We start from the raw sequence: 12,041 nt of genomic DNA, 5'->3' as shown, positions 1-12,041 counted from the left end.
GGGGCCGAGCGGGGCGGCCGGGCCAAGGCCGGGATGCGGGCCCTTCACGGGCCGCGTCCCGCCCCGCCCGGGCAACCGATGTATGCGGGCGGCGGGCGCGCGCCGGCCGCGCCGCCGCCGCCCAACTTCCCGCCGCCGCAGCCCAAGATCGCCGGGGTGGCGTCGCCGCAGACCGAGCTGAGCCGCTCGGCCGCCAAGCCGCCCGAGGTGGCCAACCTGGCGACGAAGATGTTCCAGGCGCTCATGCCGTCGCGGTCCGGGGCGCTGCAGAAGCCCTCCGGCGCGCTGACGATCGGCCGGGCCACCGACAACGACGTCGTCATCCAGGACGTCCTCGCGTCCCGCCATCACGCCTTCCTGACCCAGACGCCGCTGGGCACCGAGATCCGCGACGCGCACAGCGTCAACGGGACCTTCGTGAACGGCGTGCGGGTCGGGTCCGCGGTGCTGACCGAGGGCGACGTGGTCACCATCGGCAACGTCGACCTGGTGTTCACCCGCGGCGAGTTGCTGCGGCGCACGGAGGCCGCGACCCGTTCCGGCGGCCTGGAGGTCAACTCCGTCTGCTTCACCGTCGACCAGAACAAGCAACTGCTCGACCACATCACGCTGACCGCGAGGCCCGGCACGCTGACGGCCATCATCGGCGGCTCGGGTGCCGGCAAGACCACGCTGTCGCGGGTGATCGTGGGCTACACCAGCCCCACGTCGGGCTCGGTGACCTTCGAAGGCCACGACATCCACGCCGAGTACGCGACCATGCGCAGCAGGATCGGGATGGTTCCGCAGGACGACGTCGTGCACCGGCAGTTGACCGTCAACCAGGCCCTGAACTACGCCGCCGAGCTGCGGTTGCCGCCCGACACCAGCAAGGCCGAGCGGGCTCAGGTCGTCGCCCAGGTCCTCGAAGAACTGGACATGACCAAGCACGCCGAGACCCGGGTCGACAAGCTGTCCGGTGGCCAGCGCAAGCGGGCCTCGGTGGCCCTCGAGCTGCTCACCCAGCCGTCCCTGCTGCTCCTCGACGAGCCGACGTCCGGTCTGGACCCGGCGCTGGACCGTCAGGTCATGCTGATGCTGCGCCAGCTCGCCGACGCCGGCCGCACGGTGTTGGTGGTGACCCACTCGGTCTCGTACCTGGACGTCTGCGATCAGATCCTGCTGATCGCGCCGGGCGGCAAGACCGCCTTCTGCGGCCCGCCCGACCAGGTCGAGGCGGCCATGGGAACCCGCAACTGGGCCGACATCTTCGCCAAGGTGGGCGCCGACCCGGACGAGGCCAACCGCCGGTTCAAGGAGCGCGATCAGCATTCGTCCCGGCCGCCCTCCCCGCAAAGCCCGGCCGACCTGGGCGAGCCGCCGAAGACCGACCTGTGGCGGCAGCTGTCCACGATCGCTCGCCGCCAGGTCCGCCTGGTCGTATCCGACCGCGGCTACACCATCTTCCTGGCGATCCTGCCGTTCCTCATCGGGGCGTTGTCGCTGACCGTGAAGGGCCCGCATCCCGGCCTTGGCCCGGCCGACCCGCTCGGCCCCGCGCCGACGCAGCCGCAGTACATCATGGTGCTGTTGAACATCGGCGCCGTCTTCATGGGCACCGCGCTGACCATTCGCGACCTGATCGGCGAGCGCCCGATCTTCCGGCGCGAGCAGGCCGTCGGCCTGTCCACCACCGCCTACCTGCTCGCCAAGATCGCGGTGTTCTGTGTCTTCGCGACGCTGCAGGCGGCGATCGCGACCATCATCGTGCGGCTGGGCAAGGGCGCGCCGACGGCGCACCCGCCCTTCTTCGGGAACTCCACCTTCTCGCTGTTCGTCACGGTCGCCGGGACGTGTGTGGCTTCGGCGATGCTGGGCCTGCTGTTGTCGGCCGTGGCGCAGTCCAACGAACAGATCATGCCGCTGCTGGTGGTGTCGATCATGTCGCAGCTGGTGTTCTCCAGCGGCATGATCCCCGTCTACCAGCGCTTCGGCCTCGAGGAGCTCGCGTGGCTGACACCGGCCCGGTGGGGCTACGCCGCGGGTGCCTCGTCGATCGACTTTCCGTCGCTGGTCAAGGTCAAACAGATCCCGACCAACGACCCGATCTGGCAGCACTCGAAACACATCTTCGTGTTCGACATGGCGATGCTGGCGTTCCTGTCCGTCGCCTACACCGGCTTCGTGCGGTGGCACATCCGGCTGAAACGCTGAGATGACCCAAGCCGCCGGGCCCGTCCTGACCGTTCGATCCGACCGATCGAAGGGCAGCTTCGCGGCCGGCCGCGACGTCGTCGTCGGCAGCGACCTGCGGGCGGACCTGCGGGTCGCACACCCGCTGATCGCCCGCTCGCACCTGCTGCTGCGCTTCGATCGCGGCAAATGGATTGCGCTTGATAACAATTCGTTGAACGGGGTTTACGTCAACGGCCAGCGGGTGCCGTTGGTGGACATCGAAGACGGCCAGACCATCAACATCGGCAAGTCCGACGGTCCACGGATCACCTTCGAGATCGGCCACCACACGGGCAGCGTGGGCATGCTTCCGCCCACCACGGAGTCGATCCCGGTGATCACGCCGCCCAGCGACGCGCAGCCGCCGGGCTCGCCGTCGACCGGACCGCGACCGCAGGCCCCGCCGCGGCAGCCCCCGGCCCAGCAGCCGCCCGCGCGCCCTTGGGCGGGCCCGCAGCGCACCACCGCCGTTCCCATCGTCCGGCCGGACGCCGCGACCCGGTCGGTGCCGCAGTCTGGCGGGCGCCCCGACTTGAGTCCGCCCACCCAGATCGGCGTGAGCGGCCAGGTGGCGGAGTTCCCCACCACGCGGGTGAAGAATCTGGGCCCGGATTCCCACCGCCCGACCGAGCGGCCGGGGCGCGCCGCCTGGATCGGGCGGGCGCTCGACAACGACATCGTCATCCACGACGTGCTGGCGTCGCGCCATCACGCGTTCCTCACCACGACCCCGGCCGGCCCGGAGATCCGGGACGCCAACAGCAGCAATGGCACCTTCGTCAACGGGGTGAAGGCCGCGTCCGCCGTGCTGTCCGAGGGCGACGTGGTGACCATCGGCAACGTCGACCTGGTGTTCTCCGGCGGCATCCTGGTGCGCCGCCAGGAGGCGGCGGCGCGCACCGGCGGCCTGGAGGTGAACGGCGTCGACTTCAGCGTCAACGGCAAGAACCTGCTCGAGAAGATCTCGTTGACGGGCCGGCCGGGCACACTGACCGCCCTCATCGGCGGGTCCGGCGCGGGCAAGACCACGCTGTCGCGGCTGATCGCCGGCTACGCGACGCCGACCTCGGGCGTGGTCACGTTCGAGGGCCACAACATCCACACCGAGTACGCGTCGCTGCGCACCCGGATCGGGATGGTGCCCCAGGACGACGTGGTGCACCGCCAGCTCACGGTGAACCAGGCGCTGGGTTACGCGGCCGAGCTGCGGTTGCCGCCCGACACCAGCAAGGCCGACCGCGAGCAGGTCGTCGCGCAGGTGCTCGACGAGCTGGGGCTGACCCAGCACGCGGAGACCCGCGTGGACAAGCTGTCGGGCGGGCAGCGCAAGCGCGCCTCGGTGGCCCTCGAGCTGCTGACCGGGCCGTCGCTGCTGATCCTCGACGAGCCGACGTCTGGCCTCGACCCGGCGCTGGATCTGCAGGTCATGACGATGCTGCGCCAGCTGGCCGACGCGGGCCGGGTGGTGCTGGTGGTCACTCACTCCCTGACCTACCTCGAGGTCTGCGACCAGGTGCTGCTGATGGCGCCCGGCGGCAAGACGGCGTTCCTCGGGCCGCCCGACCAGATCGGGGCGGCCATGGGGACCACGAACTGGGCGCAGATCTTCGCGAAGGTGGGCGCCGACCCGGACGAGGCCAACCGGCGCTTCCTGGCGCAGAACAAACCCGCGCCGCCCGCCCAGACGGAGGCGCCCGCCGACCTCGGCGCCCCGCCGCGCACCAGCCTGCGCCGCCAGTTCTCCACCATCGCCCGCCGCCAGGTCCGCCTCGTCGTCGCCGACCGCGCCTACTTCGTGTTCCTGGCGCTGCTGCCGTTCATCATGGGCGCGCTGTCGCTGACCGTTCCCGGCCACACGGGTTTCGGCTACGCCGACCCCACCAGCGAGTCCGCCGGCGAGGCCGGGACGATCCTGACCCTGCTCACCATGGCCGCGGCGTTCATGGGGACCGCGCTGACGATCCGCGACCTGATCGGGGAGCGCCCGATCTTCCGGCGCGAGCAGGCGGTCGGGCTGTCGACCACCGCGTACCTGTTGGCCAAGATCGCGGTGTTCTGCGTGTTCGCCGTTGTCCAGGCGGCGATCGCGACCGCGATCGTGGTGGTGGGCAAGGGCCCGCCGAAGCGGCCGGCCGTGCTGCTCGGGAACGCGACCCTGGAACTGTTCGTCGCGGTCGCGGCGACCTGTGTGGCCGCGGCGATGCTGGGCCTGCTGCTGTCGGCGCTGGCGCGCTCCAACGAGCAGATCATGCCGCTGCTGGTGGTGTCACTGATGGCGCAGATGGTGCTGTCCGGCGGGATGGTGCCGGTCACCAACCGGATCTTCCTCGACCAGCTGTCCTGGGGGGTGCCCTCGCGGTGGGGGTACGCCGCGCAGGCGTCGACGGTCGACCTGTGGACCGTCGCGCCGGGCCCGCAGAGCCCGCGGGACAGCCACTTCCGGCACACCTCGGGCACCTGGCTGTTCGACATGGGGATGCTCGCGCTGCTGTCGGTCACCTACGCCGCCGTGGTGCGCTGGCGCATCCGGCTCAAGCAGTGACGTCAGCCGTCCAGGCGCAGGCCTTGCGCCGCCGCGAAGGCCACCGCCTGCCCGACGTCGACGCGGGCACCCGTCAGCGAGGCGGTCCGCCACAACGCGGGATCCACGGTCGCGCCGCGCAGGTCGGCGTCGTCCAGCCGCGCGCCCGTCGCCCGCGCACCGGACAGGTCGGCACCGCGTAGCACCGCCTTGCGCAGGTCGGCCTCCACCAGGCTGGCCTCTCGCAGCCGGCAGCCACTCAGGTCGACGCCCCGCAGGTCGTTACCGCCCAGCACCGCGAGCGTGAAGTCGACCTCGTCGAAGGAGATCGGCCGCATCCGGCACTGCACGAACACCGAACCCAGCATGCTGCACTGCGCAAAGGTGCTGTGCCACAACGAGGTTCGCCGGAAGGTGCAATTGCGAAACGCCGACCCGCGGTGTCGGGACTCGGCCAGGTTGGCGCCGCTGAAGTCGCACTCGTCGAACACGGCCCGCTCGGTGTCCAGCCGGCTGAGGTCCTCGTCGGTGAAGTCGTGGCCGGTGAATTCCTTGTCGGCCCACCGCTCGGTCAATTCGCCGTCAGGCTGGCCAGTGCGTATTCGCTCACCGCGATCAGCGCGTCGGTCGCCGACCGGCGATCCCGTGCATCGACCGTGATCACCGGGATGTGCGCCGGCAGGGTGAGCGCCTCGCGCACCTCGGCGACGGGATAGCGCGGCGCGCCGTCGAATTCGTTGACCGCGATCAGGAACGGCAGGTTGCGGTGCTCGAAGAAGTCGACTGCGGCGAAGCTGTCCTCCAGGCGCCGGCAGTCCACCAGCACGATCGCCCCGATGGCCCCGCGCACCAGGTCGTCCCACATGAACCAGAACCGGCGCTGACCCGGCGTGCCGAACAGGTAGAGCACCAGGTCCTCGTCCAGGGTGATCCGGCCGAAGTCCATCGCGACGGTGGTGGTCCGCTTGTCCGGGGTGGCCTCCAGCGCGTCGACGGCGGTCGAGGCGTCGGTGAGCATCGCCTCGGTGCGCAACGGCATGATCTCCGACACCGCGCCGACGAACGTCGTCTTGCCTGCACCGAATCCGCCGGCGATGACGATCTTCGTCGAGGCGTGGGCGGGATCGGAGTACACCTCGGAGTGCGCCTCAGAGTGCCTTAAGGCCACGCAGCGTCCTTCCTATCAGTTCGTGGCGCTCATCTCTGGTCGAACGCTCGGACAACGTCCTATGCACCCGAAGGTAGCCGGACAAAACCAGATCGCCGACCAGGACGCGCGTGACACCGAGCGGCAGATCAAGCCGTGCGGAGATCTCGGCGACCGACGGGCTGCCGACGCACAGTTGAATGATCTTGCCTTTCGCGTCGTCGGGCGGCCACCGGTGAGCCAGCCCGGCCTGCAGCGTCTGGATCGGGGCTTCCACGGGAAGGTCGACGTCGGTGCCGGTCCGCCCGGACGTCAGGGTGTACGGGCGGACCAGGTTCCCTCGGCGTGCGGTCGGCTCAGCAAGGTGCCGGGGCTCGCGTTCGTCCATCGCGGCTCACGAGACGCCGGACCGGCGGGTGGACTGCACCACGCCCCCGACCCGTTCGACCAGGATGGCCATCTCGTAACCGATCTGACCGATGTCACACGACGTCGCGGCGAGCGTGGCCAGGTGCGAGCCGTCGCCGACGCGCATCAGCAGCAGGTAGCCGTTCTGCATCTCCACCACCGACTCGCACCTGGCCACCCTCGAACAGCTGCGCGGCGCCGGTCGCCAAACTGGCCAGGCCGGAGGCGACCGCGGCCAGCTGGTCGGCGCGCTCGCGCGGGAGATGTTCGCTGGCGGCGATGGGCAGCCCGTCCACGGAGACCAGCAGCGCATGCGCCACGCCCGGGACCTCGCGGGCGAACCGCGTCACCAGCCAGTCCAGGGAGTTGTCGGGTGCGGTCATTCCTGCTCTGGCCCCTGGGTGTCGCGGGCGTGCACCCGGCCGGTGCGCACGCCGCCGAAGTGGCTGCTGAACGAGGCTCGCACCGCCTCGGGATCGCGGGCGGCGGCCGCGTGCTGCGGTTCGCGGCCGGAGTGCAGGCCGCCGTTGGGCTCTTGGCTCTCGTCCTCGTCGGGCCGGGCCGTCCCATTGGCGGCGCCGGGCACCAGCCGGGCACCGGGCGTACGGACCGGCAGGCCGTGCTCGGCGGTGCGCGACTCGACGGGCGTGTCCTCGGCCGCCGCGGCCAGCGTCCAGCCGCGGTCCCACACCGACTGCCAGTCCAGGTCGGGGCTGTTGACCAGGTCGTGCGGATCACCGAGCATCTCCGACAGCATCCGCCGGTAGATCACGTCGTCGTCAGCGGGAGCGGCTGCGCTCTTCGGCGCGGCCGGGATCGACGGGGCGGGCGCGCTCGGCGCCGGGCTCGGCGGCTTGTCGGCGGCCGCGGCCGGCTCGTCCGCCTCCCGCGACCGCGCGGCGAAGAACGCCGACGTGTCCGAAGCGCGGACGGGCTTCGGCTCCGGTTTGGCGTCCGGGGCGCTCGCCGGGGTCCCGCCCTCCCACCACGGTGTGGGCAGTTCGCGCCGCTGCGGCAGCGGCTCGGCGGGTTCGGCGGGCACCACGGTGATGCCGCTGGAACCGGGATTGCGGCGCGGCAGCAACGTGACCGGCGGCGCCGCGGCGGGGGCGTTGCGGGCCGGCTCGGGCCGGCGTTCCTCCTCGGGCGCGGCGACCGCGGCGGCGGGCTGCGCGCCGGGCGCCGAAACCGCCCGGATCCGGGCGACTCGGGCCTGCGGCGCCGAGCCCTCGAGAATCGTTGGGGGCAGGTAGATCTCGGCGGTGGTGCCCGAGCCTTCCTCGTTGGCCGCCGGGCCGCGCAGCCCCACCCGGATGCCGTGCCGGTCCGCGAGCCGGCCGACGACGAACAGGCCCATGTGGCGGGCGTTGTCGGGGCTGACCTCGCCGCCGGCCTGCAGCCGCATGTTGGCGATGCGCCGATCGGTGTCGTTCATGCCCAGGCCGGAGTCGGCGATCCGCACCACGACTCCGCCGTCGCCGCCGCGGGCCGCCGAGACGCGCACGGGCGTCGCGGGTGGCGAATAACGCAGGGCGTTGTCGATCAGCTCGGCGAACAGGTGGATGGCGCCGCCGGCGGCGGCGCCGATCAGCGTGCTGTTGTCGGGCAGCCCGGCGATCTCGACGCGGCGGTAGTCCTCGACCTCGGAGACCGCGGCGCCCAGCACCGTCGACAGCGGCACCGGGTCGCGCTGGTCGCGCGCGAGCTGCGCGCCCGCCAGCACCAGCAGGTTGGCGCTGTTGCGGCGCAGCCGGGCGGCGAGGTGGTCCAGCCGGAACAGGCTGTCCAGGCGCTCGGGATCCTCCTCGTTGCGCTCCAGCCGATCGATGAGTGACAGCTGCTGGTCGACCAGCGAGCGGCTGCGCCGCGACATGGTCTCGAACATGTCGTTGACCAGCAGCCGCAACCGGGCCTCGTCGCCGGCGAGCAGCAGGGCCTGGGTGTGCAATTCGTCGACCGCGTGGGCGACCTGGCCGATCTCCTCCGTGGTGTACACCGGCAGCGGCTGCGGCGTCGGCTCGGCGCCGCCCGCCTTGACCCGGGCGATCTCCTCCTCGAGGTCGGTGTGGGCCACCTTGAGGGCTCCGTCGCGCAGGACGCGCAGGGGCCGCACCAGCGCGCGGGCCACCAACAGCACCACGATCAGCGCGATCACGATGGCGGACAGCACCAGGACGGCGTCGAGGATGGCGGCGTTGCGCCTGTCTGCGGCCTGGGCGTGCACGGTTTTCGTCACCGCCGCGGTGGCGTCCTTGACGATCTGGTCGGCGATGTCGTCGGTGGTCTGTATCGAGCGCAGCAGGTCGGCGTTGTCGACGAGGACGCTGGCCGGGTCGGACATGATCGCCATCCGGGTCACCAGCTGCTGCTGCAGCGTCTTGGCTTCGGGCGAGCCGGCGCCGAGGACCTCGCTCATCCCGAACAGGGTCGACGGCTCGGTCCCGGCCAGGGTGATCATCGAGGTCCGCAATTGCGGCTCGGGCAGGTCGGCGCCCCGGGTGACGAGGATCTTCTGCATCGTCATCTGCCCGCGGGCCCCGACGGCACGGCTCAGGCCCTGGGTCTGGGCGCGGATCTTCTCGTCGTCGACGCGGACCGACGCGTTGATGACGTCCTCGGCCGTCAGCAGGATCGGGGCGTAGAGGGTCACCCGCTCCCGCAAACCCAGGCCGTTGTCGGTCGCCTTGTTCACCAGCATCTGACCGCCGTCGAGCAGGTTGGTCACCCCCGACCGGACTTCGGGGCTGACGTCGGTGTCGCGCAGCCGGGTGTCCAGTTCGTATTTGCGCGCCTCGAAGTTCTTCTTGGCCCCCTCCACGTCGCGCCCGGTGCTGCCCGCCAGCAGGGCGACGTCGAGGGCCGACATGTATTTGGTGATCACGGGGACCACGTCGGCGCGGGCCGCGGCCAGCCGCAGCCCGGCCGAGTTCGCCATTGCGCCCTGGATGCGCAGCCCGCCGAAGACCGTTGCCAGCACCAGCGGCACCAGCACGATCGCCAGGACCTTCCACCGGACCGGCCAGTTGCTGAGCGACCAGGCCGGTGGGCGTTTGGCCGGCGCCGACTCGGCGGCGCCGGGCGGCGGGGACTCGGGGACCGCCTCGGCAGGGGTGGCCGGGCGGGCGAACATGGTCACGTCGGCACGGCCGCGCGACCGGCCGCTGCGCTGATGCTCAGCGCTCGAGAAAACGAGAGGCTCATGAGACTTCCTGCTTTATCCACCCGTGCCACGCCAGATGGGCGCGAGCGCGTCAACGTGGCAATCCGACGAGTATGACAGCCCGCGGCCCAGGTCACCAGAATCCGTACTGAGCAGACAGGCCTCTCCAAGGTGCACCGGCGCGCGGGCCGACGATCCTGGCAAACCCGCTAGGCGTGGCGCAGGACGGCGACGAGGAAATCCGACTCATCGGTGAACGGGCGCAGGTCCCAGGTGGACAGCAGCAGGTCGGGCTCGAGCCCGGCGGCCGCCGCGTCGTCGAGGAACTCGGCGAATCCGTAGTCGCGGCCCGCGCCGAAGCCGATCGCCGCCCGACCGTCGTCCCCGAGGTGGGCCCGCAGCCGGCCCAGCACCCGGCGCCGCGTGCTCGGCGCCAGGAACGTCATCACGTTGCCGGCCGACACGATCACGTCGAACGGCTCGGCGATGCCGCGGGCGGGCAGGTCGAGCTCGGCGAGGTCGCCGACGAGCCAGCGCGGCCCGGGGTGATCCTGCTCGGCCGCTTCGATCAGCGCCGGGTCGACGTCGACGCCGACGACCTGGTGACCGGCGGCGGCCAGGTACCCGCCCAGCCGGCCGGGGCCGCAGCCGGCGTCGAGGATGCGGGCGCCGCGCGGTGCCATCGCGTCCACGAAGCGCGCCTCGCCGGCCAGGTCGTCACCGGCGCGGGCCATGGCGCGGAACCGCTCGATGTACCAGTGCGAATGTCCCGGATCGGCAGCGACTTTCCGCATCCAGAGGCTCTGCTCGACCATGCGACCATTATCGCGTTGTGTTCAAGCTGATGTTCTTCTCCCCGCGCATCGCCCCCAACACCGGCAACGCCATCCGGACGGCGGCGGCGACCGGATGCGAACTGCACCTGGTCGAGCCGATGGGCTTCGACCTGTCCGAACCGAAGCTGCGGCGGGCCGGGCTGGACTATCACGACCTGGCGTCGGTGACGGTGCATCCGTCGCTGCCGGCCGCGTGGGAGGCGCTGTCGCCGGAGCGGGTGATCGCCTTCACCTCGCACGCGCCCACCTCGTTCGCCGACGTCCGCTACCGGCCGGGCGACGTCCTGTTGTTCGGTCCCGAGCCGACCGGACTGGACGCGGCGACGCTGGCCGACGAGCACATCACCGAGCAGGTGCGCATCCCGATGCTGGCGGGCCGGCGCTCGCTGAACCTGTCCAATGCCGCGGCCGTCGCCGTCTACGAAGCCTGGCGGCAGCAGGGTTATCCGGGCGCGCTGTAGCGATGAGTTGTGCGACCGACGGGAGTCAGCATTGATATGCCTACCTTCATCACCATCGGTTACGGCGACGAGGCCGGATACCACCAGTTGAGCGCGCACCGCAGACGCGCCGCGCACACCCGCGACGACGAACTCAGCGCGTCCGGCGCGCTCGTCGCCCGGGCCGGAAACCCCGTGCAGGTGCGCAACCCGGACGGCGCGGGCGTGCGGATCGAGCCGGGCCCCTTCCTCCGATCGGCTCTGCCGATCGCGGGATTCGCGGTCATCGAGGCCGACGATCTCGACACGGCGATCGAGCGCGTCAGCCAGACGCCGTGTGCGGTCGCGCACGGGGTCGTCGAGGTTTGGCCTCTGCAGACCTGACTACCAGGTGTTCCAGTGGGTGAGCTGCTCGGCGGGCAGCCGCTTGGCCGGGCGGAAGTCGGTGCCCTTGGTGTAGGCGATCGGGAACAGCCCGCCCTGGCTGTACTCGTCGTACGGGATGCCCACCACGTCTGCGACCTGCTTTTCACCGTCACCGAGCAGGTGCAGCGTCGTCCAGCACGACCCCAGCCCGCGGGAGCGCAGCGCCAGGCAGAAGCTCCACACCGCCGGGAACAGCGACGCCCAGAACGACACGCCGCCCAGCGGCTGCTTCTCCTCCCGGCCGAAGATGCAGGGAATCAACAACACCGGCGCCTCGTGCATGTGCTCGGCGAGGTAGGTCGCGGAGTCGCGCACCTTGCCCATCCGCTCCCCGCGGGTGTCCCCGTCGGCGTATTCGGGCGCGGGTGAGCTCAGGTAGGCCCGGGCGTTCTTCAGGTAGACGTCGGCGATCGCCTTCTTCTTGTCCGCGTCCTCGACGAACACCCACTGCCAACCCTGCGAATTGGATCCGGTGGGCGCCTGCAGCGCCAGGTCGAGGCATTCCATCAGCACATCGCGTTCGACCGGCTTATCGAAGTCCAGGCGTTTGCGGACCGAGCGGGTGGTGGTGAGGACTTCGTCGACGGACAGGTTGAGGGTCATGTGCTGGAGACTACCTGCGGGCCCATGAGCGGCGAACTGGCGCAAGAGGTTTCCGACGGGCCGGCGCCGCAGGCACCGAGCGTGAATCCACGGTGGGAATTGGGTCGAAATCCCGCAGCGGAGTGCACGTGCGGCGCCGTCGTCTCCGTCGCGCTCGGTCAGGTCAGGACGGGGGCGGCGGGGCCGGCTGGTCGGGCGGAATCGCCCCACCGCAACCACCGGGCTGGTGCGCGGCCAGGTCCAAAACGCCAGCGGCGCAGTCACCGTCGTCGCCGAGCGGCTGGGG

Annotated in this window: 10 protein-coding genes and 1 pseudogene; 4 read left to right on the top strand and 7 right to left on the bottom strand. The window is 71.2% G+C overall.

Annotated elements, in window-relative coordinates; all coding sequences use genetic code 11:
- Positions 1 to 2,193 (top strand): ATP-binding cassette domain-containing protein (locus A9X05_RS09055; RefSeq protein WP_197498978.1); only part of this gene is annotated, 2,193 nt, incomplete at its 5' end.
- A 1-nt stretch (position 2,194) separates the two neighbouring features.
- Positions 2,195 to 4,756, top strand: coding sequence for an ATP-binding cassette domain-containing protein (locus A9X05_RS09050; protein WP_067780744.1), 2,562 nt, complete (start codon positions 2,195 to 2,197; stop codon positions 4,754 to 4,756).
- A gap of 2 nt (positions 4,757 to 4,758) precedes the next feature.
- Here A9X05_RS09050 and A9X05_RS09045 read toward each other — a convergent pair whose 3' ends face one another.
- The 6 genes and pseudogenes from A9X05_RS09045 to A9X05_RS09020 all read right to left on the bottom strand — a co-directional run bounded on the left by A9X05_RS09045 (position 4,759) and on the right by A9X05_RS09020 (position 10,265).
- Positions 4,759 to 5,310, bottom strand: a complete 552-nt coding sequence (locus A9X05_RS09045) for a pentapeptide repeat-containing protein (RefSeq protein WP_067780741.1) — start codon at positions 5,308 to 5,310, stop codon at positions 4,759 to 4,761.
- On the bottom strand, positions 5,307 to 5,870 hold the full coding sequence (locus tag A9X05_RS09040; protein WP_197498979.1) for an ATP/GTP-binding protein: 564 nt from the start codon (positions 5,868 to 5,870) through the stop codon (positions 5,307 to 5,309). The genes A9X05_RS09045 and A9X05_RS09040 overlap by 4 nt, the downstream gene beginning before the upstream one ends.
- Positions 5,871 to 5,883: 13 nt before the next feature.
- Complete coding sequence (locus A9X05_RS09035) at positions 5,884 to 6,270, bottom strand: DUF742 domain-containing protein (protein ID WP_067760337.1); 387 nt, start codon at positions 6,268 to 6,270, stop codon at positions 5,884 to 5,886.
- 6 nt (positions 6,271 to 6,276) lie between these two features.
- A pseudogene (locus A9X05_RS09030) lies at positions 6,277 to 6,673 on the bottom strand (serine protease inhibitor).
- Complete coding sequence (locus A9X05_RS09025; protein WP_067780747.1) at positions 6,670 to 9,420, bottom strand: sensor histidine kinase; 2,751 nt, start codon at positions 9,418 to 9,420, stop codon at positions 6,670 to 6,672. The pseudogene A9X05_RS09030 and the gene A9X05_RS09025 overlap by 4 nt, the downstream one beginning before the upstream one ends.
- Before the next feature lie 239 nt (positions 9,421 to 9,659).
- On the bottom strand, positions 9,660 to 10,265 hold the full coding sequence (locus A9X05_RS09020; RefSeq protein WP_067759979.1) for a bifunctional 2-polyprenyl-6-hydroxyphenol methylase/3-demethylubiquinol 3-O-methyltransferase UbiG: 606 nt from the start codon (positions 10,263 to 10,265) through the stop codon (positions 9,660 to 9,662).
- A 17-nt stretch (positions 10,266 to 10,282) separates the two neighbouring features.
- On the opposite strand from A9X05_RS09020, the gene A9X05_RS09015 reads away from it, so the two are divergent.
- Positions 10,283 to 10,747 carry a tRNA (cytidine(34)-2'-O)-methyltransferase gene (locus tag A9X05_RS09015; protein ID WP_067780738.1) on the top strand — a complete coding sequence of 155 codons (465 nt, stop codon included), beginning with the start codon at positions 10,283 to 10,285 and terminating at the stop codon, positions 10,745 to 10,747.
- 36 nt (positions 10,748 to 10,783) lie between these two features.
- A complete protein-coding gene (locus A9X05_RS09010) occupies positions 10,784 to 11,110 on the top strand; it encodes a YciI family protein (protein WP_067780734.1) in 327 nt (108 codons plus the stop codon).
- Here A9X05_RS09010 and A9X05_RS09005 read toward each other — a convergent pair whose 3' ends face one another.
- Positions 11,111 to 11,755: a nitroreductase family protein gene (locus A9X05_RS09005; protein WP_067759988.1), complete on the bottom strand. Its 645-nt coding sequence runs from the start codon at positions 11,753 to 11,755 to the stop codon at positions 11,111 to 11,113.
- Positions 11,756 to 12,041: the final 286 nt, after the last annotated feature.

This window comes from Mycobacterium sp. E3298 (assembly GCF_001666895.1).
Classification (GTDB): Bacteria; Actinomycetota; Actinomycetes; order Mycobacteriales; family Mycobacteriaceae; genus Mycobacterium.
The sequence above is the reverse complement of the archived record's forward strand: the minus strand, read 5'-3'. Positions and strand labels throughout refer to the sequence as shown.

Excerpts from the sequence above, each read along its gene's own strand:
- A9X05_RS09050 (WP_067780744.1), top strand. The coding sequence starts at position 2,195 with ATGACCCAAGCCGCCGGGCCCGTCCTGACCGTTCGATCCGACCGATCG.
- A9X05_RS09035 (WP_067760337.1), bottom strand. The coding sequence starts at position 6,270 with ATGGACGAACGCGAGCCCCGGCACCTTGCTGAGCCGACCGCACGCCGA.
- A9X05_RS09025 (WP_067780747.1), bottom strand. The coding sequence starts at position 9,420 with ATGTTCGCCCGCCCGGCCACCCCTGCCGAGGCGGTCCCCGAGTCCCCG.
- A9X05_RS09020 (WP_067759979.1), bottom strand. The coding sequence starts at position 10,265 with ATGGTCGAGCAGAGCCTCTGGATGCGGAAAGTCGCTGCCGATCCGGGA.
- A9X05_RS09010 (WP_067780734.1), top strand. The coding sequence starts at position 10,784 with ATGCCTACCTTCATCACCATCGGTTACGGCGACGAGGCCGGATACCAC.
- A9X05_RS09005 (WP_067759988.1), bottom strand. The coding sequence starts at position 11,755 with ATGACCCTCAACCTGTCCGTCGACGAAGTCCTCACCACCACCCGCTCG.